General features: G+C 60.4%; 22 protein-coding genes. 18 read left to right on the top strand and 4 right to left on the bottom strand.

The annotated features are described in order from the left end of the window. Positions 1 to 39 precede the first annotated feature (39 nt). From GGQ88_RS17350 to GGQ88_RS17280, 15 genes are all read left to right on the top strand, one after another. The gene (locus tag GGQ88_RS17350; protein WP_183614733.1) at positions 40 to 2,016 is read left to right on the top strand and encodes a TonB-dependent receptor family protein; all 1,977 of its coding nucleotides are present in this window, start codon (positions 40 to 42) and stop codon (positions 2,014 to 2,016) included. 14 nt (positions 2,017 to 2,030) lie between these two features. Further along, entirely contained in the window at positions 2,031 to 3,410 is a 1,380-nt protein-coding gene (locus GGQ88_RS17345; RefSeq protein WP_183614732.1) for a PepSY-associated TM helix domain-containing protein, read from the top strand. Positions 3,411 to 3,608: 198 nt separating this feature from the next. After that, complete coding sequence (locus tag GGQ88_RS17340) at positions 3,609 to 4,862, top strand: tyrosine-type recombinase/integrase (RefSeq protein WP_183614731.1); 1,254 nt, start codon at positions 3,609 to 3,611, stop codon at positions 4,860 to 4,862. Positions 4,863 to 4,952: 90 nt separating this feature from the next. Then, entirely contained in the window at positions 4,953 to 5,624 is a 672-nt protein-coding gene (locus tag GGQ88_RS17335) for a hypothetical protein (RefSeq protein ID WP_183614730.1), read from the top strand. Beyond that, on the top strand, positions 5,621 to 6,454 hold the full coding sequence (locus GGQ88_RS17330) for a hypothetical protein (RefSeq protein WP_183614729.1): 834 nt from the start codon (positions 5,621 to 5,623) through the stop codon (positions 6,452 to 6,454). Before GGQ88_RS17335 ends, GGQ88_RS17330 begins: the two co-directional genes overlap by 4 nt. Positions 6,455 to 6,504: 50 nt before the next feature. Beyond that, positions 6,505 to 7,101, top strand: a complete 597-nt coding sequence (locus GGQ88_RS17325; RefSeq protein WP_183614728.1) for a hypothetical protein — start codon at positions 6,505 to 6,507, stop codon at positions 7,099 to 7,101. 85 nt (positions 7,102 to 7,186) lie between these two features. Further along, positions 7,187 to 7,369 carry a helix-turn-helix domain-containing protein gene (locus GGQ88_RS17320; RefSeq protein ID WP_183614727.1) on the top strand — a complete coding sequence of 61 codons (183 nt, stop codon included), beginning with the start codon at positions 7,187 to 7,189 and terminating at the stop codon, positions 7,367 to 7,369. A gap of 162 nt (positions 7,370 to 7,531) precedes the next feature. After that, on the top strand, positions 7,532 to 7,765 hold the full coding sequence (locus tag GGQ88_RS17315; protein WP_183614725.1) for a hypothetical protein: 234 nt from the start codon (positions 7,532 to 7,534) through the stop codon (positions 7,763 to 7,765). Continuing rightward, entirely contained in the window at positions 7,758 to 8,048 is a 291-nt protein-coding gene (locus GGQ88_RS17310) for a hypothetical protein (protein ID WP_183614724.1), read from the top strand. The genes GGQ88_RS17315 and GGQ88_RS17310 overlap by 8 nt, the downstream gene beginning before the upstream one ends. Then, positions 8,045 to 8,275, top strand: a complete 231-nt coding sequence (locus GGQ88_RS17305; protein WP_183614722.1) for a hypothetical protein — start codon at positions 8,045 to 8,047, stop codon at positions 8,273 to 8,275. The genes GGQ88_RS17310 and GGQ88_RS17305 overlap by 4 nt, the downstream gene beginning before the upstream one ends. A 2-nt stretch (positions 8,276 to 8,277) precedes the next feature. Further along, entirely contained in the window at positions 8,278 to 9,816 is a 1,539-nt protein-coding gene (locus GGQ88_RS17300) for an AAA family ATPase (protein WP_183614721.1), read from the top strand. A gap of 191 nt (positions 9,817 to 10,007) precedes the next feature. Continuing rightward, positions 10,008 to 10,730, top strand: coding sequence for a hypothetical protein (locus tag GGQ88_RS17295; RefSeq protein ID WP_183614719.1), 723 nt, complete (start codon positions 10,008 to 10,010; stop codon positions 10,728 to 10,730). Continuing rightward, the gene (locus GGQ88_RS17290; RefSeq protein ID WP_183614717.1) at positions 10,727 to 13,759 is read left to right on the top strand and encodes a hypothetical protein; all 3,033 of its coding nucleotides are present in this window, start codon (positions 10,727 to 10,729) and stop codon (positions 13,757 to 13,759) included. Before GGQ88_RS17295 ends, GGQ88_RS17290 begins: the two co-directional genes overlap by 4 nt. 44 nt (positions 13,760 to 13,803) lie before the next feature. Beyond that, positions 13,804 to 14,280: a hypothetical protein gene (locus tag GGQ88_RS17285; RefSeq protein WP_183614715.1), complete on the top strand. Its 477-nt coding sequence runs from the start codon at positions 13,804 to 13,806 to the stop codon at positions 14,278 to 14,280. Positions 14,281 to 14,294: 14 nt separating this feature from the next. Then, the gene (locus GGQ88_RS17280; RefSeq protein ID WP_183614714.1) at positions 14,295 to 14,969 is read left to right on the top strand and encodes a hypothetical protein; all 675 of its coding nucleotides are present in this window, start codon (positions 14,295 to 14,297) and stop codon (positions 14,967 to 14,969) included. A gap of 354 nt (positions 14,970 to 15,323) precedes the next feature. Here the strand turns inward: GGQ88_RS17280 and GGQ88_RS17275 are convergent, their stop codons facing one another. Then, complete coding sequence (locus GGQ88_RS17275; RefSeq protein ID WP_183614712.1) at positions 15,324 to 15,641, bottom strand: hypothetical protein; 318 nt, start codon at positions 15,639 to 15,641, stop codon at positions 15,324 to 15,326. 1,111 nt (positions 15,642 to 16,752) lie between these two features. Between GGQ88_RS17275 and GGQ88_RS17270 the strand changes: the two genes are divergently transcribed. After that, positions 16,753 to 16,908 carry a hypothetical protein gene (locus tag GGQ88_RS17270; protein WP_183614711.1) on the top strand — a complete coding sequence of 52 codons (156 nt, stop codon included), beginning with the start codon at positions 16,753 to 16,755 and terminating at the stop codon, positions 16,906 to 16,908. 19 nt (positions 16,909 to 16,927) lie between these two features. On the opposite strand, the gene GGQ88_RS17265 is transcribed toward GGQ88_RS17270, so the two are convergent. The 3 genes from GGQ88_RS17265 to GGQ88_RS17255 form a co-directional block, all read right to left on the bottom strand. Further along, positions 16,928 to 17,143 carry a hypothetical protein gene (locus GGQ88_RS17265; RefSeq protein ID WP_183614709.1) on the bottom strand — a complete coding sequence of 72 codons (216 nt, stop codon included), beginning with the start codon at positions 17,141 to 17,143 and terminating at the stop codon, positions 16,928 to 16,930. 363 nt (positions 17,144 to 17,506) lie between these two features. Further along, positions 17,507 to 18,559, bottom strand: a complete 1,053-nt coding sequence (gene rhuM, locus GGQ88_RS17260; RefSeq protein WP_183614708.1) for a RhuM family protein — start codon at positions 18,557 to 18,559, stop codon at positions 17,507 to 17,509. Positions 18,560 to 19,016: 457 nt separating this feature from the next. Then, complete coding sequence (locus GGQ88_RS17255) at positions 19,017 to 19,235, bottom strand: hypothetical protein (RefSeq protein WP_183614707.1); 219 nt, start codon at positions 19,233 to 19,235, stop codon at positions 19,017 to 19,019. A gap of 123 nt (positions 19,236 to 19,358) precedes the next feature. Between GGQ88_RS17255 and GGQ88_RS17250 the strand changes: the two genes are divergently transcribed. Both GGQ88_RS17250 and GGQ88_RS17245 read left to right on the top strand, forming a co-directional pair. Then, positions 19,359 to 19,583: a hypothetical protein gene (locus GGQ88_RS17250; protein WP_183614705.1), complete on the top strand. Its 225-nt coding sequence runs from the start codon at positions 19,359 to 19,361 to the stop codon at positions 19,581 to 19,583. A 182-nt stretch (positions 19,584 to 19,765) separates the two neighbouring features. Continuing rightward, positions 19,766 to 24,610 carry an NACHT domain-containing protein gene (locus GGQ88_RS17245; RefSeq protein WP_183614703.1) on the top strand — a complete coding sequence of 1,615 codons (4,845 nt, stop codon included), beginning with the start codon at positions 19,766 to 19,768 and terminating at the stop codon, positions 24,608 to 24,610. The last annotated feature ends 161 nt before the right edge of the window (positions 24,611 to 24,771 follow it).

Below are 24,771 nucleotides of genomic sequence, written 5' to 3'. Positions count from 1 at the left end.
CCTGCGCATGCGCTGACTGGCGCGCCAGAAAGTTATTCCATGAAGTTTTCCGTTACCACGACGGCGGCGCTCGCCGCCGCGCTCGCCTTGCCATCCGTCGCCCACGCCGATTCCGACGCCGATCCGACGATCATCGTAACCGGCAAGGCCGCTGCCGATGCTGCCCGCCAGCAAGCCGCAGACACGCCGGGCGGCACCGACGTCGTCACTTATGAAGATTATGCCGACAAGACCGCGGTCTCGCTGCGCGATGCGCTCGCGTTCTCGCCCGGGATCTACACCCAGCCGCGCTTCGGGCAGGAAGTGCGCATCTCGATCCGCGGCTCAGGGCTATCGCGCGGATTTCACATGCGTGGGCTTACGCTGCTGCAGGATGGCGTGCCGATCAACCTTGCCGACGACAACGGCGACTTTCAGGAACTCGAGCCGATTTTCTTCGATCATCTCGAGGTCTATCGCGGTGCCAATGCGCTGCGCTTCGGTTCGGGGACACTCGGCGGAGCGATCAACGGCGTCACCCCGCGCGGCGATACCGCGCCCGGCCTCTACGCAAGGCTCGACGCAGGTAGCTTCAATCTGGTGCGAGGCCTGGTATCCGGCGGATTTGGCAATGAGCAGGTCAACGCATGGGGCGCGATCAGCGCCGACCGCCATGATGGTGACCGCCAGCACGCCGACCGGCACTCGCTGCGGTTCAATGGCAATGTTGGGATCGGGATCAGTGACGCGGTCAGCACCCGCTTCTACGTCAGTTCCAACACCATCCGCCAGCAGCTGCCCGGTGCGCTGACCATAGCGGATGCCCTGTCGACCCCGGAAAAGGGCAACTTCGCGGGCGATCAGGCCCGCGACATCGATTCGCTGCGATTGCAGAACCGCACCACCGTCGATCTCGGCGACGTCTCGCTTTCGTTGGGGGGCTTCTATAACCACAAGCAGCTCTATCACCCGATCTTCATGGTCATTGACCAGAAGTCCGAAGATCGCGGCGTGTTTGCGCGGTCCGAGTTCAATGCCGGGATCGTCTCGCTGACGCTGGGTGGAGAATCGCGCTGGGGCACGACCCGTGCACGCCAGTTCGTCAACATCGCCGGGAAACGCGGAGCCGAAACCTTCCGCGCGCAGCAACGTGCGCGGACTTCGACCGTCTATGGCGAACTGCGCGTGACGCCGGTCCCTGAACTAAGCCTGATAGTCGGCGCAATCTATGCCGATGGCTTTCGCGAGCAGGTCCGCACCGTGCCCTCGCGCGTGATCGGACGCGCATCGTTCGACGCCGTCTCGCCCAAGTTCGGCGTGCTCTGGCGTGCGGCCGATGGCGTCGAGGTCTACGCCAACTACAGCCGGTCGGCCGAATTCCCGACATTCGTCGAGCTCGCCCAGCAGGCAGCCTTCGTACCGGTCGCCGAACAACGCGCCTGGACCGCGGAAATCGGCTCTCGCGGTCGTCTGGGGCCGGTGCAATGGGACATTTCGGCCTATCGCGCCGACCTGACCGGCGAGATGCTGCAATATACGCCTGACGCCAACGTCGGCATCCCGGCGGCCACCTTCAACGCCGGTCGCACGCGGCATCAGGGCATCGAGGCGGGGCTGACCTGGACCCCAAGCGATTGGCTGCGCCTGCGCCAGACCTGGCAGTATTCGGACTTCCGCTTCCGGGGTGATGTGCAGTTCGGCAACAACCGCCTGCCCGTTATCCCGCGCCACGCCCTGCGCAGCGAAGTCCGCATCGGCAGCGACGCCATGCATATCGCGCCAACGCTGGAATGGCTGCCGCAAGGGGCCTTCGCCGATTATCGCAACACCGTCCGAACCGCAGGCTATGCGCTTATCGGCCTGACCGCAGGCGCGACCGTCCGACCGGGCCTCGACGTCTTTGCCGACGTGCGCAACCTGACCGGCAAGAAGGCGCTCGGAGACGTCTCGGCGGTCATCGCCGCTACCGCAGCTTCGGCGATCTATTATCCGGTCGAACGCCGAGCGGTCTATGCAGGTATTCGCTCAAGGTTCTGAAGGGGGGCAATAACATGAACCGTGAGTCGAAAGCCGCCGCGATTTATCGCAAGATTTGGCGCTGGCATTTCTATGCCGGGCTGTTTGTCATGCCGATGATCGCGGTGCTTTCGATCACGGGCGCGATCTACCTGTTCAAGCCTCAGATCGATGCCTGGGAGGAGCGCGCGTTTGCCGGATTGCCCACGCGGGGCAGTGTCGCACCCGAAGCGCAGGTCGCCGCTGCGCTTTCGGCGTTTCCCGGCAAGCAGATGCAGGCCTATCGGCTTCCGGCCCGGACGGGCGATGCGGCGATGATCCTGCTGAGTAGACCGAATGATCGCCAAGTGCTCGATGTCTTCGTTTCACCTCAGGGCAAGGTGCTCGGGTCGATTGATCCGGCGACGCGAATCGCGCAGATTGCGCACGACGTGCATGGCCAGTTGCTGCTCGGTCGCCGCGGAAGCTGGCTCGTCGAGCTTGCCGCAAGCTGGGCCATCGTGATGATCCTGTCGGGCCTGTATCTCTGGTGGCCAAGGCGTGCAGGCCTGGGCGGCGTAGTCTGGCCTCGCTTCGGTCGGGGGCGGCGTACCTTGCTGCGCGACGTCCACGCCGTGACCGGATTCTGGGTCGCAGGACTGGCACTAGTGCTGTTGGCCACGGGCCTGCCTTGGGCCTCGGTCTGGGGCAGCGGCTTCAAGGCGGTCCGCAGTGAACTGGGGTTGGTCAAGGGCCGTCAGGCTTGGTCAACGGGCGGAGAGGCAGCCGAAGTCGATCCCCACGCCATGCACGATCACAACGTAATGGCAGGCCCGGAGAACAGCCGTGTAACGCGCACTACGGAAGGGCCTACACTCTCGACGTTCGTCGCCAAGGCGCAGTCGCAGCACTTGCCTTTCCCGGTCATGATCGTTCCACCCGGCGCGCCTCAGGCATTCGGAGCCCCGCCTAGACCGGACTGGACCGTGCGATCCGACACCCAAAACCGCCCGCTTGCACAAACGCTGCGCTTCGATGCCGCAACGGGTGCCTTGATCGCGCGTGAGACCTTTGCCGACAGCCACCCGATCGACCGCATCGTGGGCTATGGTATAGCTTGGCATGAGGGCGCACTGTTCGGTGTCGTGAACCAGATCATCGGCCTGGCAACCGCGCTGATGCTGATCACACTCTCGGTCAGCGGATTTTTGATGTGGCGTCGGCAGAAAGCTCGAAATCGGCTCGGCGCCCCACTCCCAGCCACGCAATCGGGCAGTTCGCTCAAGCTTCTTGCGATAATCGTGGGACTTGCTGCCTTGCTGCCGATGCTCGCGATTTCGATCCCGCTCGTGCTGGCAATCGAATGGCTTCTCCTGCGACGCATCCCTGGCGCGGCGCGTTGGCTTGGGCTCGATGAGGGCGCAAGTCCACCATAAGCAGGCGATTGCCGACAGCCGGATTCTGGATGGAAGATGGATGCCCCGCGAGGACTATAACTCCTTTCCAATGCTCTCCGGCATCATCCAAGAAAGCCTATATATCACGGGGCGTAGGCCGCATCCCTTTCCAATGTTCTCCATTGCAATCCAGCCAGAACCAATGTTATGTGAGGGAACGAATGAGGGAACCGAGACATGGGCAAGCTCACTGTTGAAAGTGTCAGGGGCGCAAAGCCAGGGCGCCATGCAGACGGCGACGGGCTCTATTTGCTTGTGAAGCCGACCGGGGCGCGCTCATGGGTCCTACGCGTGGTGTCCAACGGCAAGCGCCGTGACATCGGCCTTGGCGCGGTCGACCTCTCGCCCAAGAGCAAGAAGGGCGAGGACGAGGCAACCAGCGCAATCCCGCTCATGCTGTTGCGCTCGCTGACCCTGAAGCAGGCACGCGAAAAGGCATCAGCCTTGCGTAAGATCGCCCATGCCGGCCTTGATCCTATCGCAGAGCGCGACCGGGAGCGCCGTCAGATCCCGACCTTTGCCGAAGCGGTCGACCTTGCACATGCCGAATTTAAAAAAGGCTGGGCGGTCAAGCATGCCGCCGCATTCAAGGCCTCGTTGGAAACCCATGTAGTGCCACATATTGGCCGTGAACGCGTCGACGTGATCGATCACGCGATGGTGCGCGATGCCCTCGCCTCGATTTGGACAGACAAACCCGTGATGGCGCGCAAGGTGCGAGTGCGGATAAATCAGGTGCTCGGCTTCGCGAAGTCGAAGGGCTGGAGAAAGTCGGACCTCCCCGACGCCAAGGAAGTCCGCAAGGGCCTCGCCAAGCATGGGCGCACAGGCCACTTCGCCGCCATGCCGTTCAAGGACGCTCCCGCATTTGTGCAAGCGCTGATCGGCCAAGATGGCACGCCGGGACGCCTCGCCCTGATCTTTACAATTCTGACCGCGGCGCGATCGGGCGAAGTGCGCAATGCGCGTTGGGAGCAGGTTGACCTCGACGCCGCCACATGGACGCGCCCCGCCGAAATCATGAAAATGAAGGTAGGTCACGCAATCCCGCTCACGCCTGAGGCCGTGGCAGTGCTTGAGCGGGCCAAGGCGCTTGGCAACGGCAAAGGGCTCATCTTCCCCGGCAAGGGCGGCAAAACATCACTTTCCGACATGACCCTTACCAAGGCCCTGCGAACGGCTGGGCAGGCGCAATTCACCGTCCACGGTTTCCGCTCCAGCTTCCGGGACTGGGCCGCCGAAATCATGCCGACGATTCCGCCTATGGTCGCGGAAATGGCGCTTGCGCACAGCGTCGGGACCGAAACAGAACGAGCATATTTGCGCTCGGACCTCATGGACCTTCGCCGCACACTCATGACCGCATGGGCAGAATATGTGACCGGCAAACCAGCCGCGAACGTGACGCCAATCAAGGCAGCGGCCGCATGAATTCACCGGGGCAATCCCGATGAAGCGGGAGCCGTGGGAACTGGACCTTTCCACGGCTCCCTATCACCCTCGACAAACGGAGTGTCGAAAATGAATGTACAGCCAGTAGAACGCGACCGCACCGCCTGCAATTGGCAGATCGCAATGCAGCACTTCCTTCAGGCCGAAGCTGAGTATCAGCGCGTTGCCCCCTTGGGCGATGTTGCGGCACAGGATGACGCCTGCAACGCATATAGCGATGCACGTTGGGACCTTATTCGTATGGGCGCCCCCGACCTTCCGGCCTTGCGCTGGAAACTGGATTACATTCTCGAGGGGTCCAACGGCTCCCTAGATCCATACGGTTTGGACCACCTCACACAGATCAAGCGAGACATCGCCGCACTGATGAGCCACGCGCCAGACAGCAGCATTAAGGAAGCGTGGGGCCGCCGACTTACGGCGCTGCGAATCTACAATACCCTTACACCTCTCGAACGCGGCGGGATGGATGATGAGCGCTCACCAGCAGCGCAGGCATGTTGGGATGAGATCGACGCCGCAGACGAGATAATCCGTGCAGCTACGGCAACGACGATCGAGGGCGCCCGCATTCAACTGCACGCCGCAATGCTCGGCATGATCGACTTTGAGAAGGGCGAGGTGGCGCTCATCACGGGCGACATGGAAGGCTTGGCAGAACGCGACGAGGATTTCGAATATCCGATGCGGCTGGCGTTCTCGGCCCTTCGCTCCCTCTCGGCAATGGAGAAGGCAGCATGACCATGCACCACTCGCATATGCGCGGCCCGGTAGTGCCCGTCACCGTGTTCATGCAGGTTTCGGACTTCCCCGATGCCGCCACAGCTACGCAGGCGCTTCAGGATGCCCAACAAGCGCTGGACAAGGCCAAAGCCCGAAAGGCAATGCTCGACACAGAAAGGGCGCAGCGCTTCCCACAGGCTCAGGACTGGCACTGGCGGGAACGGTGGGAGGATTTGAACGACTATGATCAGGCCGGATGGGACCTAAGGGCGTGCTGGGAATCGCTTGCCAGCGTCGAGAAACGCATGGGCCTCTTTCACCCAAACAATCGCGCTTTGCTTGCGGGGTGGGTCGAAAGCGCGATCGGCTTGCTCGACAACCTCGAGGCGATTGAGGGCGATCCCGATGGCGAAGAAGAAGAACTAGAGGATGCCTTTGTTACGCATAATCCGGCTTTGGCCATGATGGATGGTGACGGGCGCGATGTTGCTTGGCCGGAATGGCACACGAGGGGGCGGCATAAGTTGGCCAGGGGCGGGGCTGAGATGGCAAACAGCATGGTCCACGAGGATGCCGAAGACGATGATCCCGACTCAGGCGTGGAGGACAACCCTCAGGGATTCGACCCGGAGACGGACCGATGCGAGGCCGGGGACGATGGATGCGGGCCGGTATTCGCACACGGGCAGCTATACATGGGAAGCAATGAAGATTGCGAAGCCGCCTTTCCAGACTACGGACTGGACCAAACGCAACCGGGGATGCCGCCCCAACTCTTTGCCGAGCACGCCATGATGAAGCCACACCTCGAACGGGCTCGGAAACGGCTCAGGCTTGATCGTAAGTGACCACAGCGGCGCGGCCGGGCGACCAGCCGCGCCACAATTCCGGGGGAAGCATGACAGATCGCGAATGGATAGCGGAGGATGACGACCTTAACCGGGAGGCGTTCCGAGCGCTCATGAATGCTCGGGTCGACAGAGAGAACGCACTTATCGCCCTCTTGCGCTCTGAAGTACCTATTCATTGGGCGGTTCGCCGCGCTTTGGCAGACGCGCTTTCCAGCAAGCCTGTGACTCTCGGCTCTCCGTTGGCATTCGTTGGATCAAACTCCACTCGAGAAAAAGCCAAGGCTTTTGAGAAGCGGAAATCATGGCTGCAAATCGCCGCCTCTGTCCGAGCGACCCAAAAGATAGCGGGCACCTACGAAAATGCACTCACGCAAGCTGCAAATAAGCATAACTGCAGTAGGGAATCAGCAAGAGATGCAGTGACCTATGCAAACCGTGTGAATTCTTGGGCAAAATCAGTTAAGTTAGATGGGACGATTTATGGCCTGTACGCACAAGAGGAACTGATAGAACGCTACATTAACTTCGATGCTGGAGGTGAAACCGTTCCGCCAAACATGACACTTGCTGAAGCAGCCGAACGAGATGCCAAGCACGTGGTGGACCTTCTTGAGATCTTTGCGGCATACGGATCCGACTCCTAAGCCGCACTAAGCGGCTCGGACTGACAGCCCGCAGCTAAATCAGCATTTTCCATATCGGTTCAAACGCAACCGATAGGAACGTGCCATGACCATCGAAGTGCCAAAGCTGGCCTATAGTGTGAAGGAAGCGGTCCACGCTTCCAGCCTGAAGAAGTCCACAATCTACAATTACATTGCAGCCGGAAAGCTGGAAACGCGCCGCGTGGGCGGGCGTACGATCATCCCCGCCGCCAGCCTCATGAAGCTTTTGCAGGGCGAGGCGGCCTGATCATGGCCAGCAATGGAAAGCCCCGGAAGGCAGCCGGGGCTGGCTCGGGGGCCGTCGCACCTTCTACGCCTCCGACATGGCGTGCGCAAATCTTGGCGCTCAGGTTCGGCATGACGCTCGGGTGCGCGTCGATCGTGGCATCTCTCGCCTTGGGCGGTGCCCATGGTTGAAATCCCGCCCCTAACCCCGGTCGAAGAGGCGATCATCCATTGCAGCAAAGCGATGGCGCTTGCTGCACCACACCTCAAGAACCTGCCGCGAATGTCGACCGACATGACCGCGCAGCAAGCCCGCGTGATCGAGCAGGCCGCCGACGCATTGGGTTTGGCTTCTGACTGCCTTGCTGTTGTCGTCAGTCTTAGGCTCAGGGAATTGAAGGAGGCCGCCAATGACTGAGCGGAGCCCCTTAGTGGCATCCTTTCGCCGGGAGGCGCTGGAGATCTTGGCGCGGCGTAATCAGCCGGGCGTAAAGGTCCCGGTTCGAAATGGCCGTGTCGTCCTAGAGCGCCTTGCCCACGGATACCGCCTCGACGTGCTGGGCCTCGACCAGTACGGAAAGCCGCTCCGGCTCGCAACTTCGCACTTCGACCATCTCGATCACGCCCGCGCAATTGGCGCGAGGATGGGCCGCACCATGTGTGTTGTCTTCCAGGACAAGACCAAGAGCGCCGGCCGGTGAAGCATTTCACGCTTCCGCCCCTGCGCTCGGCCGATTGGCTGGCAGTCATCCTTGAGGCTTATCAGGACGCAGGGGTCACTGTCTGGAGTGTCACCACTAAAGGCCGGTCGGGCTCGCCACGCCGTAGATGGTTCGGCGAAGAGGCGCACGCCTTCGCCTATGCTCTGGACCAGTCTGAAACCCGACGCCTCGCACTGATCGACATGCGTGATGGGGGTGAGTCCTGATCGTGGCGACCATTCACCCCCTCACGACCAGCCGCGCCGAAAGCGCGCCGCCCTCAAATGTTGAAGCCGAGGCCGCGTTTCTTGGCGCGATGCTAATCGACAATGCGACTATGCGCTCGGCCGGCGACCTGAAGCCAGAACATTTCCACGCCACAATCCATGGAAAGATTTTCGAACGCACTTCCGCTCTGATCGGCCGGGGCAGCAAGGTCACCCCGGTGACGCTGAAGCCGTACTTCGAAGCCGACGAAGGCATGAAGGAACTTGGCGGTGTGGCATACCTCGCACGTCTCACTGCAGACGGACAGGGCCTGCTCAATCCCGACGAACTCGCCGCACAGATCCTTGATCTTGCAGAGCGCCGCCGACTGACCACCGAATTTCAGGCAGCACAGGATGCGCTCGCCGACCAAGCTACGCCGCTTGCCGAGATCGCCTTTCCATCGCCCTCAGTGGCTGGGCAGGCGTTCAAGTCGCTTGACCTCGCCGCACTGGCCAACCGGGAAGCCAAACCTACCGCGTTCGCGATCGAACAGATCGCCCCCGTTGGCGAGGTGACGCTGCTCTCAGGACCGGGCAGTGCAGGCAAGTCTCTGCTAGGGCAGCAATTCGCGTCGGCCGCAGCGGCGGGCGTGCGGTGCATCGGTCTGGACGTGACCTCAGGCCCTGCGATCTATCTATCGTGCGAGGATGATGGGGAGGCCCTCCACTGGCGACAAGCGCACATCTGCAAGGCGCTCGGGCAGGACATGGCACAGCTGGCAGGCCGCCTGCACCTTGTGACCCTCAGGGGCGAGCTCTCGACTGAGCTCGGAACCTTTCAGCACGACGGTACAATCCGACCAGCCGCGACATATCGGCGCCTTGATCGCATGATGCAGCGCACGCGCGCGAAACTGGTGTTCCTCGACAACCTCAGTCACCTGTTCACGGGCAACGAGAACGACCGGGGCGAGGTTACTCGCTTCTCGAACTTGCTCAACCGGCTGGCCTCACAACACGCCGCCGCGATCATTCTATTCGGGCACACAAGCAAGGGCGGCAACGGTGCCAGCTTCAGCGGCTCGACTGCATGGGCGAACGCGGTGCGCTCGCAAGTCACCCTTGCGCATGATCCTGAGACGGACTTGCGCACCCTCACAGTGACCAAGGCAAACTACTCCAGGAAGGGCGAGGCAATCACCTTCGCATGGGCTGACTGGGCATTCGTGCGAGAGGATGATCTCCCCGACGACAAACGCAGCGAGCACGGTGAAACCGTCCGGGCTGCCTATGACAATGCCCTCTTTCTGGCCTGTCTTCGGGAGCGCAACAGGCAGCAGCGCGCAGTGTCCGAAAAGGCCGGGGCGAACTACGCGCCCAAACAATTCGCAGCCATGCCTGAGGCCAAGAAGGTTTCTAAGGAACGGCTCATCGCCGCAATGGATCGGCTCTTTCGTCTGGGCAAGATCGAACGCGCCGAACTCTGGAGGGGCAAGGACAGGAAACCTGTTCTCGGCTTGCGGGAAACGCAAATCGGGGAGCCCGCAGAAAATGGCTAAGTCATTGAAAGTATTGCGGGCAACACTGATGCGGGAAACGCAGGCCCCCTGCGGGAAACACTACCTGAAACCCGCAGAAATCCATGCGGGAAGCGCGGGAAGCCGTGCGGGAAACACTCCCCCTAATAACCCTATAGAGAGAAAGGGGGATACCTATAGGTCCCCCTTCTCTCTCGATTGGAGGGAATGACATGCCAAGACTGGCAGCAAAGATTGGCCGCGCCAACTATGCCGGCCCGTACCGCGCATTCGGTCTCGCCATTGATCGCAGGCTTGAACTCGCCGCGCTGGAGGCTACCGACCAGGCCGCAAAGCTTGCACTGCGATCAATCCGGGCCGCCATGCAGGGCGCTGGCCTTGGCCGTCTCGGCAACGGGCTAGGCTCGGCATCGGACCTGAGCAGCGGCCGCGGTATCCATCGGCGCGGTGCGGACGCTTGGAGCGCATCGGGCGTTGTGTTCGTCCGCTCCCGCAGTGCTCGCACGCGTGGCGCGATCGAAGCCTATACCGGGGGCGCCGACATCCGACCAACCCAGGGCCGCTGGCTTTGGATTGCTACCGACCAGATCCCGAGCAAGGCGGGCCGGTTCGCGATAACCCCGGAGCTCTACGTCAAAACCGGCCTCGAGCAGCGCATCGGCAAACTGATTTTCCTGAAGTCGGTGAATGGCCGTCCCTTGCTGGCTGTCGAAAACGTGGGCGTTGCCATCACTGGGCAGTCCCGTTCGGCCCGCTCGCTCAAGCGCAACGGCACGGCACGGAAAGGCCAGATCGCCAAGCAACTCGTGATCGCATTCGTCGGCATTCCGCGGACCAGCCGGGCGGCGCGCGTCGACGTCCAATCCATCATGCGAGCGGTGCAGGCCGACTTGCCTCGCCTCGCCGCGCAAGCCCTCGAAAAGGTTTCATCATGACCGCTCCAATATTTCCCGCATTCATCCGCTTGGAGAAAGGCAACAGCGATCCTGCCAAGGCCGCGTTCCTTGCCGAAGTCGAAAGCATGACGACACAGGCGGCCGACCGCGTCACCGGCTTCAGCAAGGGGGCGGCACGGGACATAGACGCGGCGCTCATGGTCAAGGGTTCGACAAAGGCCGCGTTCGTGTCTGACATGGAATCGGCACTCGCACAGGTGAGTGCGAGAGTTTCGGACTACTCGCAGTCGGCGCGGCGCAATCTCGAGGCCGCCTTGTCGGGCAAGGTGACGGCAACCGGTGGCATCGATCTAGACGTTGCCGGTGCGCGACAGGCCGCTGCGGTATCCGAACAGCGCGCCGCGATTGCGCGGCAACTGGCAGATGCGACGAAGGCGGCAGCACTCGCAGAACGTGATTTCAGCCAGGCCACGCGTCTGAGCATCGCAGCGGCCAAGGATCTTGCCGAAACCGAGACGCAAGCAGCGATCGCAGCCCGGGTGCAGGCTGAAGCCGCAGAGCGCTTGCAGATGGCAATGGACCGCGCTGGCGTGTCGTCGAAAGGGCTTGCCAACGCCAACGATAACGTGAGCGTCAGATCGGGCGCGGCACGGCAGGGGATGCTCCAGTTGGGCTACCAGATCGGCGATGCCGCAACGATGTTCAGCTTGGGCTCGAACGCCTCGCAGATATTCGCCTCGCAGCTTGGCCAGACCGTCCAGGCGGTGCAACTCATGACGGGCGGAACCTCCCGGCTGGCGGCCTTCCTTGGCGGCCCATGGGGAATCGCACTCAGCACGGCTGCAATCGTGGCCACGCCTTTCATCGGCAAACTCTGGGAAATGTACAATGGCGCCAACGCGGCAACCGGCGCGCTCGACGCCTTGATCAAGAAACAGCGGCAGCAACAGGCTGAGAAAGCCGCCATTCCGAATGCTGGCAAGGACATTGCCGCGCTGGTTAAGCGCCGCGGCGAACTCGAGGCAGACATTGCCAAGCGTGGTGTTCGTGCTCCCAACGGGCGGCTTCAGTTTGTGTACGCGCAACAGCAAGAGCTCAAAGAGATCAACGCTCAGATCGCGGAGGGGCGGCAGGCGCTCGACAATGCGCGCGCTGGCAGTCTGACTCTCGACCGGATGATGGGCGACCTGGCCGGCAAGCGGCTCAAGGACACCTATGCCACACCGAAACCGGCGAAGGTGGCGCGGGTGAAGGCCGCCAAGGCAGACGACGGCAAGGACGAACTCAAGGATCTGCAAAAGCTGCTTGATGCGGAAATGGCGACCATCCGCAAAAGCGCAGATTGGAACGCGGAACTGATGACCAAGTCGCTTGATCGCGGCTGGGATGCCATGTTCGAAGGGCTCGCCGACAAGCAGGGCGCCGTCACCGATGGCGTGATCCGCACGGCAGATGCACAGGGCGAGTGGAATGCCCGCATCGCCGACTCGATCGATCTTCTTCAGCAAGTCGGCGGCGCGGGCTCGGCACTCGCTGGCGTGACATCGATCGTCGCGGGCCTGTCTAGCGGGGATTATTCCGGCATTCGTGGCCCGGCCGGTGCCGTTGTCAAAGCGGTCGGCAGTGCCGGCTGGTCGACCACCGATGCTGACGGCAACCGGCAAATCAAATTGCTGGGCGAGGAAATAACCTCAGTGCTCGACTCCGTGTTTGGCTCGCGTGGCAGTTTCGCCAAGATGCTCGAAGGCGCGGGCCTCGGTGGTGCGACCAGCCAGCTCATCTTGGGCTCGAGCGGCTCGGGAGCGGGTAGCTTGCTTGGCGGCGCGCTGGGCGAAAAGCTCGGAGAGAAGTTCCTTTCGAAGGGGCTCGAATCCGTTGCTAAAGGCCTTGGCGACTTCGCAGGACCTCTTGGCAGCATCGCGGGCGGTCTGATCGGTGGCGTGCTGGGCAGCGCGTTCAAAAAGACGACTTCAGGTTTCGCCGTGATTTCTAACCGCGGCGTGTCCAGCGGCGGGAGCAACGGCGAACTTGCCAAAGGCGCGGCGAACACGGGCGACAGCATTAGCGCGAAGCTGAACAGCATTGCCGACCGGCTGGGGGGCGTAGTCGGGAAATATGATGTTTCAATCGGCACGCGCTCGAGCGGCTGGATTTCCGTCTCAGGCTCCGGTTCGTCGCAGGTCGCGGACAAGAAATGGAAGCAGCAGAACGCGGGCGGTGACCTGATTTATGACGGGAAAGATCCTGAGGAAGCCGCACGCGCTGCGTTGCTCAATGCTATCCAGGACGGTGCCATCGCTGGCATCCGCGAAGGTGCGCAGCGCTTGCTCAAGGCTGGCAAGGATCTCGACAAGCAGCTGCAGCGCGCACTCGATTTCGAAAGCGTGTTCTCCGACCTCAAGGGTTACCGCGATCCGGTCGGCGCTGCGCTCGACACGCTCAATCGATCATTCGTCCGCCTCAAGGACGTGTTCGCCGAAGCAGGCGCCAGCGCGGCGGAATATGCCGACCTCGAAGCGCTGTACGGCATCAAGCGGGCTGAAGCGGTAGAGTCGGCGAATGAAAAGGTGCTCGGAAGCCTCAAGGACCTGCAGAAGGCCCTCACGGTCGGCAATGACGCCCTGTCCCTACGCGACCGCAACAGCGCCGCGCTGGCGGTCTACAACCCGCTTGCCGAACGAGTGAAGGCCGGTGACGCGACCGCATTCGACGCCTTTTCTCAGGCCGCGTCCGACTTGCTCGACATTCAGCGCCAACTGTACGGCTCGACCAGCGCGTTCTTCGACCTGCAGAACCAGGTCAAGGCCATCACGGACGGCGCCATTGCGGGCAAGTCCGCCATCGCCGACGCCGCGACAGCCAGCGACAGCCCGTTCTCGCAACTGGCTTCGCAGCAGCAGGCTACGACCAGCGCGATCGATAACCAGACATCCGCCCTGATCAATGCGCTCGGGGGACGGCTGGACATGCTGAACGACAACACAATCGCCGTGTTCAAGCAGCTTGTTTCCAACGGGGCATCCGCCTCGAGCGGGGCAACGCCGGCCCCCGCGCGCGGCTATTTCTGACACACGAATTTGTGCCCAACCTCTCGAACGACAAGGAAATGACTATGCCATATCAGATTGAAGAAGACCTGAGCCGATTTGACGGAACCGGCTCATCCCGCCTCGCCGCTTTCTATGCCCGCAAAGGGGGTAAGCTTTCTGCCGGGACCGCAAGCCCTCGCCCTGCAGCCGCTACTCCCGCAAGGCGTGTGTCGGCACCGGCCCAAGCATCCCCGCCCATCGTTCGCGCTCCCCAGGTCACAAAGGCCGACCTTGACCGGGCAGTTGCGACCGCTGTTGCGCAGGAACGAGCCCGCGCCGCGACCGTGTTTGCGTCCGACAAGTCACGAGGCCGGGAGCGGGTGTGTGCGACCCTTCTGTCTTCGCCCCACGGCTTCAGCGCGCAAGCGATCGTGAAGGAACTGGGCAGTCTGCCGCTCGACCGGGACGTTGCCGCTAAATGCGCACAGCCGAGTGCGGAGGCCCGAGCCGAAATCGATGCACGTTGGGCCAAGGCCTACGCATCGCCCCGCATCATCTGAGACAGGAAATCGACATGACCGATTTGAGCAATGCCCTCGCCACGGTTTCGGCCGACCTTCAGTCGCTCGACCTCACCCCGGAAAACGAGGCAATCCGTTTGATTGAAGCGGAGATCGCACGCCTCAACCAGGCAATAGGGGCCGCGCAACATCGCTGTGGCGAGATCGATGCCGAGCAGTCGGAACTCAGGCACCCCGAATTGCAGGGCGCAGCGATTGCCAATGCGCTCTTGGCCGAGATCCCGGCGCGGGAGGTTTCCGCCAACACCCGCAAAGAGGATGATTTGAGGGAGGAACGCAAGGGGCTCTACTCGGGAATTCGAGAATTGAGGGAGCGCGTCCGGGCCGAAGAGCAGAAGTTGCCTGCGATCAGGCAACAGGCGCTCGAGCGTGTCCGTTCGCTCGCCGCACCTCTCGTAGCGGCTTTGCAGGACGAAGCGCAGGATGCCGCAGCCCGGATCACAGAAGCGTACGCAGCATTGGCAGCGCTCTCGTTTACAGCCGGGGCTGGCAGGCTCGAAGAGCGAGCGGCAAGCGCAGCGGTTGCCGGTATTTTCGATGGGCGGCTTTTGATGGGGCATGCTGTGCCGGTTCCCGACGACATTGACGCTGTTCTCTCCCAACTCGCCAACAAGGGCGCGGCGCTTCCATTCCGCCGCCTGAGTCAGATCTCTCCGCCCACCAGGTAAAGTTTTCCCCGTCGTTAATGGCTTTTCTCCGGGGAAAGACTGCCCCCGCAGGTTTCGGCTTGCGGGGGCTTTTTTGCGCCCGGCAAACTCTGACTCCGAACTTATGCCATGCCAAAAATTGGGGAATTACGCCAAATTTGTGGTCCTTCAGCGCTTAGGGTCCGGGAATGTCGTAGGTAGGACCCGCAGTTTTCCCTGCGACGTCCCCGCCATGCCAGCCAGACATCGCAGGCAGGCGCAAGGCGGGGCCTCGACGTGGCACCATGGCCTAGACCGCCCTCCTATGCCTCCTGCCCCTCAAAACGGATCGCATGCTATGGGCCGGCCGACCTGTGCCGACCGGCGCATAACCCGTCAGATCCGCACGCGGGACCTGATTTGCAGAGCAGTGCGATAGTCGCCAGCGATCCAGCCGCACGCGCCAGCGGTTTCACTCATCCATAACCGACCGCCCTCTGGTAACGCAGCCTGCAGCGTGGCGAATAATTCCTCCGCGCTGCAAAGGACCGAGACAATCCAAGCGCTGGCTTGGACCTTCAACAAGTCCGGGAAATGGCTCAAGCAATCCATGATCGGGCGCAGATCGTGCTCCGTACGGCTCAGATCGACTGCAACGAAGTAGGAGGTAAACGGCAGGATCTCCGGGCTTTCCGGCTTAGTATGGGTCATCATGGTAGTGTCTCCGCAGAAGGAAACACCCGAAGGCCGCTTGACCCGATAGCCAACCACATGCAAATTGCATGGGCTTCAACAAAGCATCGAGTTCCACCGCCTTCGAGTGCAGTGGTGTGTCGGGATTGGCCGGGGTTGCACCCCCGGCCTTTCTGATAAGGCTTAGAGGTTCCCCTCAAGCCCAACCACTACCTATAGTGCCTCAACCTGTTGGAGACACAAGAGGGCAGCAGCGCGGAATTAGACTCCACTCGTCGCACGTCCGATTCGCTTCGTCTTCTAGTATCCAGCTATGCAATGCAGCGACTCCCTGCAATCGGGGGCGATCAAGAGCCAAATGCGCGGCACCGCACTTTTTTCCGCGGCCCTCAGCAAAGTGTGGACAGGAGCGGGTCAACCGACCCTAGCCCACGTGTCCACAGGACTGCCCGAACTCGAAGAACTCTCTTTATCGCCGCTGATATGCCGACACGTTCGATTGTCCAGAAACGGCAGATTTCCGCCAATGCGCGGAATGCAGACTCGAAGAACTGCAACCGAAAATATCCTGAGCTACTGTGAGTCTGGCAACTTCGACCCGCCTGCATCACAACCAACCGTGGCCAAGCAGAAGTTTACTGCAACCGGCTGATTTTGCTGAAGGGGGCGATGGGGAGGTTCGGTCGCGGCTTTCCAGTCCACTATAGTCTGCGAGCAGTCTTCGAAATCAGTCGCCGCAAGCATGCCGCATGTAAGCTCGCCCTGACCAACTCGGCAGTTCGTGTGCTAGCGATCCTCGATCCCAGCCCGTTGCCAAGCAGGTTTCGCGGAAGTAGGACATGGACGGGTGCCGGATCAGGCCTGTGTCATGCCGGCGACCATCGGAGCGGCGAGGTTGCGTTGCTCCTTGGAGCACGACTGCATCGGCATGAGAGCCGAAATAGGGGATAACGCGAACCACAGGCTCGAATAGGGGGCTAACGAAGCATAGCGTTACAGCCGTCAACGGAACAGCGAGCATAGAAGTGGGAAGGCCTAGCTACGCCGCTAGCAATTTTCCCTCGGATGCTCGCGTGAAGGAAATCCTCTCTCCGCCGGCCATGGCAAGGAGGTTCATTGCATCAGATGGCCAATGGTCCCGCTCGTCATACACCAGCACGGGCCGTGCCCGGCAAGGCGAACCGATGCCATGATGCTCGATTACGTGCTCAGGATGCGCGATGCATGGGGCGATTGCCGCGCGAAACTGGCTGGTGTCCGGGCGTGGGCTGACGCTCTGGGCGACTGAATATCCTTAAATAACTGGCTCAACCAGCGGCTCTTACCCGCCTGAGCGCGCCAAATGTCCACAGGGACAGATCAACAAGATCCCTGCCACCCTCGTCATCGCCTCGTTCATAAAATGAGGCCCCCGCTTCTCGAAAAGCAGTTCTGATCGACGCCAAAGATGCTTCGTCGAGCGCTTTGCTCTCGGCGAGAGTGCTGACCAAAATGCGCAAGGAAACTAATACGGCATTGTCCATGTGAACTCCATTCTGCCCCTATAATTCCGGGCTGACTCTGCCATGGCAATAATTTGTTAACCGTGGCTAAACCACCTCGATTTCTTGATGTCCTGCTCTGCGGATCATCTCACGTCCACGCAGCGAGCCTGGAACCGGCGCCACGGGTGACAGCGCCCAATGTGCTAACGGACCCGGTGGAGCGGCCGAGCTGGTGGGAGTGAGTGAGGGTGATCTCGCGATCTGCACGACGAACACCGCGCGCCTGATCGCGGCGCGGGAGTGGGCGTTAGGGTTGAACGCGCCGTGATAGCCATGATTTCGCAAGGTTTGAGCGACGCCTGAGGGCTGCGCGGGCGCAGCCCTCAACTTCACGCGTACCGCTTACGCAGCCGCCGCAGGAAGGTGCTCTCCACTCTTGATCAGCACTTGCAGCCGATCCCATTCCGTCTTTGCGTGCTGCATCGCGCGGTCCTTGAGATAGTCTCGCCCATAGCCTTCAAACACCGGATATTCGTGCGTCGTAAGCAGTTGGTCCAGCTTTTGGGCGAGATCAGCCATTGTCATCGACTTACCTCTGATCGCCTTGCTTTCCGCATAGAGCAGGAACTGCTCGCAAAGGATGTGCAGGACGTAAAGTTCGTCCCGGGCGAGATAGCTCTTGCCGGTTTTCGCCTCTTGTAGCGTGGGGAACATGCCCTTTGCACCGATCACGCCCATGTTTGGTTTGCGTGCATCTGCTCTGCCGAGGATCAGTTGCGACGCCGTCTTCTCGGTAATCGCGAAGAGGAATTTATCCTGCAGCGTCGCGTAGAACGTCCGGACATGCGAAGAGTCCTTATCGTAGTCCGACGCCGCGACTTTGAAACAGTCCCTGACAGCCTGGTAGATGGTGATCTCTTCGCTGCGCAAGGCCCGCACCTGCGCCGCTAGATCGCGCAGGGCCTGCGGATTTTCGCGAAGGTGGGGTTCGTTTAGCGCGTAGCCCTTGAGCAGATAGCTTTTGAGGACCCCGTTTGCCCATTTCCGGAAGGACGCGGCCTTATCGCCGTTCACACGGTACCCGACCGTGAGGATCACATCAAGGTTGTAGTGCTCGATGTCACGACTAACTTGGCGGCCCCCTTCCAATCGAACTACCCGGAATTTCCGGGTAGTTGCCGCCGACTCAAACTCACCTGTGCTTAACAGATTGCCAATGTGCTCCCCGATGGTGTTGGCATCTTTGCCAAACAAGTCAGCCATCTGCCTTTGGGTCGCCCAGACCGTTTCCTCAGACCAGTCCACGTTGAACTCGATGGCGGCATTCTCGCCGTCAAATCGTACGAGCTCCATTTCGATCTGGGCGGCGGTCGCGTTGGCAGCCTCGCGCTGGCGACGGACCTTGTTGAGAAACTTGTCGATGTCGACGGCAGGCATGTAATCTTCAGTGGCCATATAAGATTTTCCTTATCTCAATAGCCCGACAAGCCTTGACCGCGTCGTCAACTTGATTCATACGACGCCTTGCATGAGGTCGAGGGCTTGCCGGCCCTTGGTAGCAAAGTCCCGCCTATCCGAGTGATTGGCGGGACTTCGTGTTTTAGCCGGAAATACGCGCGCGCGAAAGGTTCGGTTAACCAAACTCGTGGAAATGATTCACGATCCGTTCTCGTAGGTGACTAGTTCGCCACACTGCTTGCGGTCACCTCGCCCTGACAATGACGCCCGCAATCCTGAACTGCTCACCACCAGCCACAAAAACCCCCGCCAGCGACTAGCGCGGGCGGGGTGAAGTTGAGAGCGTGTCTCCACGCCCTTCGGGTCGCATTCTCCCCGTACTTGGCATTCGAGCTAAGGTCAGTGACGAACAACACAAAAATTTGAGACCAATATACGTTTGTGACCCACGGATTTAGCCGTCTTTGCGACGCACGACTATCCGGGTGGTAGGGTCGTTTAGCTCACCATCACCGATACCGTGCACAACAGCGATCACAGAGGCAACAAACTGGTCCCCTTGGACGAGCAGAAGCATGTCTTCACCAATGCGCGGGCAGACCTGCACCTGCGCTTCAATTAACTCCCGCGGCTGCGCATCCTGGGCAGCCTTCTCCCAGATCACTACATTCACAGTGCTCTCCTTCGATGTTCATTCGGTTATTTCTTAAAATGGTCTCGGACGAAATCGAAGACCTTGCAGCTGATTTTGAAGCCGCCGGGAGGCTTTTTGTCTCATCTAATACCGCGTTCGCGCATGGGAACCAAGCGTCTCGACAAGATCAGCGACTATCGGCGGCACGGATTTGACCTGCAGGTGACCTGCTGCGCCTGTCGTCACGTCGGGCGCATCGATGCTGGTGTACTATCCAGGCAGCGCCACGAACAACGCCGCAGCACCGACATGATGTTCGTCAGCGCCCGCCTGCGCTGCAGTGAGTGCAGCAGCCACGACGTGTCATGCGGGCCGATCGAGCGATGACTGTGCGTTATTATAAGCGCAACTGCCGCTAAAATCCTCGGCACAGAACAACGAAAATCGGCCGCTTCTATCTTTTCCAACCGACCGACTTTTCCAACTGACCGACCTCATCTGGGAATGAAGACCTGTCATTTTCTATCGAGTGACAGAGGCGCGCAATTGCGCAATAGCTGAAAGCTGACATGGCTACTCAAACGATCGACGGATTATTCTCTCCTCCAAATGACCAGCCCGTTCCGCCGCCGGTCGTCACGCGCATGCAACTTCTTCCCTTTGGCGACCTCACTTGGGAGAATTTCGAGCGGTTGTGTCACCGTCTCGTGCTGACGCTCGGGAGCGTCGAACACGCGGCACGCTACGGGCGGAGCGGTCAGGCGCAGGATGGCATTGACATCTACGCGCGTTCGCCGGGCGGCACCTATCACTGTTGGCAGGCGAAACGACGCGCAAAATTCTCGGCCACAAACCTGCGGAGCTCGGTCGGACTTTTTCTTAAGGGGAAATGGGCTAAACATTCGATCTCGCTGACGCTTGCCCTGCAATCGAGCACTGCTGACGCTGGTTTTCAGGACGAAATCGAAGTGCAGACGCGGCGGCTCAAGGCCGCTGGGGTCAATCTTCGGGTCTTAGGTAGTGAAGAGCTTTCCGACGAATTGCGCAGCCACGCCACACTCGTGGACGATTTCTTTGGTCGCGTTTGGGTCGAGGCTTTCCTCGGACCGGACGTCGCTAACTCACTCGGCCAACGGCTCGACGGTGTGGCATTCGCCCGCGTCCGAGCGCAACTAGGCAAAGTCTACGACAGCCATTTTCATTTCATCGACCCTGGAACTTATTCAAGCATTCATGATGTGGATGAGCGCTCACCGATTTCGATCGGCGAACGTTTTCTCCTACCTGACGTCGTAGTTGCCGAACTCCGCTCCGCCGATCCAGGGGAGGGGCCGCCAGTCTCTCGGGCTATGGCGCCCATCAGTGGGGACCCTAGCAAAGGTGACTTCCTGCGGAGCACCAAGCGCGCTCTAGACAGGCGGCGCGTGCCGTTTCGCGAATGGAGCAGGCATGGAGAGAGAATCGTCATCCTCGGCGACGCTGGTTCGGGCAAGAGCACCTTGCTGCGGTGCTTCGCGCTCGACCTCTTGGGAACACAAGATCGCTTTCCTGAGCTGGCTAGCCGATGGGGCGATAAGCTCCCGCTTCACATTCCATTTGCGCGATGGTCGCGCGAAGTTGCCGCTGATGGCGCGCGGGTTGGCCTAAAAGAGATCGTACGTCGAAGCCTCAAACCGCTCCTGACGGGCGACAGCCTTGTCGACCTTGTTGACCGAGCGGTGGACGAGAGACGCGTGGTTCTTCTGATCGATGGGCTCGACGAATGGGCCGATGAGCAGGCGGCCCGGACAACGCTGCAACTGCTTCTGACTTTTGCAAGCGCACATGACGTGCCCGTGCTGATGACCGCCAGACCTCGCGGCTTTGAGAAGCTTGGTTCGGTCCCGGCAACTTGGAGATCGGCCGTGTTGGCGCCGTTCTCGCCGCAGCAACAGCGAGCGCTTGCGAGTTGCTGGTTTGGACGTTTCGCCCCAGAGCGCGACGGGAGCACAGATGCAACGAGCCGGTTGGCACGCTTTACTTCCGACCTTTCGCGCGATGGAGCTCTGTCGACTCTCGCTGAGGTGCCGCTCCTTCTAGTGGGGCTGATCACGCTCGCGCTGCGTGATCGCATTCTGCCGCGCAGCAAGATTGAGGCCTATCGCCAGCTCATCGACTTGCTCCTCGAGCAACATCCGCAGAAACGAGCGACCGCCGCCTTTGACCAGCGCGGGAGATTCGAGCATGCGCGCGATCCGGAGCAACGCCGAGCAGCGTTGGCTTGCTTAGCGTTCAACATTCGCTCCGAAGCGGGCGATGCAGGGTTCGCACTAGTTCAGGCGCGGCGCATTATCCGCGAGTATCTCGTAGACGGCTTCAGCCTAGCATTAGACCGAGCAAGCTCCGCCGCCACAGAGATTCTTGCGGTGAACTCGGAACTTCAGGGCCTGATTGTAGAAAAGGCGCCGGGCGAGATCGGCTTCGCACACGCAAGCTTTGAGGAGTTTCTGACCGCCGAGCACCTTCAAAGTTGGCCATTCTCAAAAGCCCAAGAATTCACTGCTGCGAGAGCAGGCGATCCTCGCTGGCGAAATGTCATCGTAATGCTGCTTGCGAGCACGGCTCGGCGCGACGAATTTGAGGCTTTGCTCGCGGCCATCCAAGCCCAAGTTCGCGAACCGCTGGCGATGATGCAGGCAGCAGGTCTGCTGGTTGAGGCCGCATTCACCGCACCGAACCGTTCTCCGGCTGCGGCAGGTGCGCTCATCGAGGTCGGGTTCAGCACGATTGAGACTGGGGACTGGCTGGTCGCGCGGCGGGATGCACTTAGTTCGGCCTTGGGCGCACTTGACGATCCCAATCTCGGCCCGATTGTCGGACGCAAGCTCGAAGCGTGGAGTCCGAGCCGGTCCACCTGGCGGCGCACCATTTTCGATGCCTTGGGCACATGGCGTCAAGCGCCGGATCTTCTCGAGACGCTTTGGCTGGGCCTACACGATGACGATCGCGGCACCCAATACGCCGCAGCAGCCGCGCTTGCTAAGGTCTATGCTGGCGACAGGAGTGTTGGCGAGCGTTTGCACTTCGGTCTCGGGAAAACTCAGCGGCTCAATGTCGCTGGGTCGATGCTTGAAGCGCTTCGCCTCGGCTGGCCAGAGCTGCGAGGGCTTGACGAAATATTCGAGGAAGCCGCGCTGTCGATCGATCCGAGCTTGGGTCTCGCGGGAATTGCACGGCAAGCTGCGATCGGCGATCTGCGGCCCCACTTTCGAGACAGCCTGCATAAATGGCAGCATTTCTCCCAGAGCGTTGATTACCATGATCAAAGCGTGGCGAGCGAGCTTCTCGGTCGGTATTGGGCAGACGACGAGACATTGGTGACAAGCGCTCTTAGAGCCGTTAACGGCGGTCCGGACAGGGACAGTTGGGATCCCGAGGACTCCACACGTTATCTTCTTGCATGTTCTCCGGCCGACGACCGCATCAGGAAGTGGCTCAAGCATGAGTTCGAACGTGACTTTCCGCTAGTTCTTGTGCGGCACCGCAACGAGGGCCTCTGTAAGTTCGCCGAATTTGATGCGGTTCTCCGTCAGGCGGTTGTCGCCTACTGGCTCGTAGACAAAAACCGCGAATATCACGGCAATGAGTTGCTCTTGGTCGTCTCGAGCGTGGCCGATGAACGCCTCAAGTCGGCACTTCTAGAAGATCTACGGACCGGTTCCGGTTTTACGCTCTATTGGACAGCGAGATGCCTACTCAAGGGGTGGGGCCTTGGCGACGATACTGTTGCAAACAATTTGCGGGCGGCGGTCGCTGACGACGCGCGCTGCATCCATCTACTTAGCCTAATTCCAGAAATTCTTCTCGATCAAGTAGCTAGCCGAGAGAGATTGCTGGACCTGGGTTCGCGTGACGACGCTCGCAAAGATATTCTCGCAAAAGGGTTGGCGCATGCTGGCTGCGACGGGCGAGACGAGAAGGCTGTGGAGATTCTCCTTCGGTCAGGCAAGCACTCAAGGGGCATCTTTTCCGTTACTTGCAACCTTTTTACATCATTCTCCCGACATCCCGACGTGCGCACCCTCGCGCTTGAGGACATCGATTCGGTTGACCCTACTTACCAAGGTCTTGCCCTAGGTTTTCAAGACGATCACCAGTTGCGGTCCAAAATACTCGGTGCTGCGGCCCCGCTTCCTGTCGAGCTGAGATCGGTTCTGGCTGAAACTGCGATCAGCGATCCCGGAAGTCCACCCATGGCTAGGATACTCGCTTGGTACGACCGTGAGAGCGATCCCGAACTCAAAATCCGTTTGAGTATCGGCAACTATAGGCATTTGCCCGGGCGGGAGATCGATGAATCGGTTTTGGCTCTCGTAGCCGACATGAAGTCTGTTGGTCCAGAACACGTCGTGAAGCGGGCTGCCGCGCTTGTTGGTCTGCTGGCGATCAATAGACTAGACGCGGTTCGCGATGAATGGGATCGCGGCGAGCCTTTGCGGCTGGTGTTTGGCGAATGGCATAACGATACACCATCACTCCACTCGTTCTTGTGCGAGCATTGGGGGCAGCTAGAAAAGGTTTTCGGTTCCACGCTGCCTGAGCGAGTTGATAAATTCGCCAACGGGGGAGGCCTTCTCGACGTCCTTGCGGCGGCCCCTTGGCGTTCGGTCGAGGCGCAACGAGCGTTTCTGGACTTGTTTGAGCGTGGTGACGAAGGCGCCAGCGTCGACGCGCTACGCGCTTATGCGCAGCTTCGGCCAAGCACTGACGCGCTGCTGAATGCTTGTCTCAAGAGCTTGGAGATGAAGCCAACCCGCCACAGCGCCGACGAGCACCAATTGTTGATAGCGCAATTGCTGCGGGAACAATTTCCCGATCACGACACCATAACAGAGCATTTAGTGACCCGGCTTGAACATAGTCGCACTGTTCAGGACGCATGCCTGGTTGCCATTTATGCTCCTGATCGATTGCGCACGTTCAAGCCGAGGCGCTCACTACTCGACATCGGGGTACAGGACCAAGAATGGGCGTCGGCTTTACTCATAGGCGCGGGTGTATCGCCAACGACTGAGTTGGTCGAGTTATTGGACGGCAGCTTTAGTCGAACCAGTTTCAACCGCTGGGATCGCCCCGAGTCGGCAAACCTCGCAGTCTACGAACGGCTTCAGCGCGATAATTCAGCAGTCGAGGCAGTACGCATGTGGATTGACTGCGAAGGTCCGCTTGAACGGTTCGTCAATGCAGCCCGCTTCCTCGCGAGCGCAGGACGATTAGATCACGAAGCGCGCGAGAAAGTGAACAAGAGGCTAGATTCGTTGTTAGGCTCAAGCCAGTTGCCAATTGCGATTTTTGATGGGGTGGCGGGGCGGCGGCGTTCGGCATCGATCGCGCTTTACTATGCATTGCAAGGTGATCAAGCGAGCCTTGCATAGCATCACAGCCCAAGTTTTAGCATTGCGAGAGTTCGAAGTCCGAATATGCAGTCGAGTGAAACTTCAAACTCTTGCGATGCCAAAAATTGGTGCGTGACGCCAAATTTGCGGTCCTTCAGCGCTTAGGGTCCGGGAATGTCGTAGGTAGGACCCGCGATTTT

Origin of the sequence: Novosphingobium hassiacum (assembly GCF_014196055.1) — a bacterium.
Classification (GTDB): domain Bacteria; phylum Pseudomonadota; class Alphaproteobacteria; order Sphingomonadales; family Sphingomonadaceae; genus Novosphingobium; species Novosphingobium hassiacum.
This window is presented reverse-complemented; position numbering and strand designations above follow the sequence as displayed.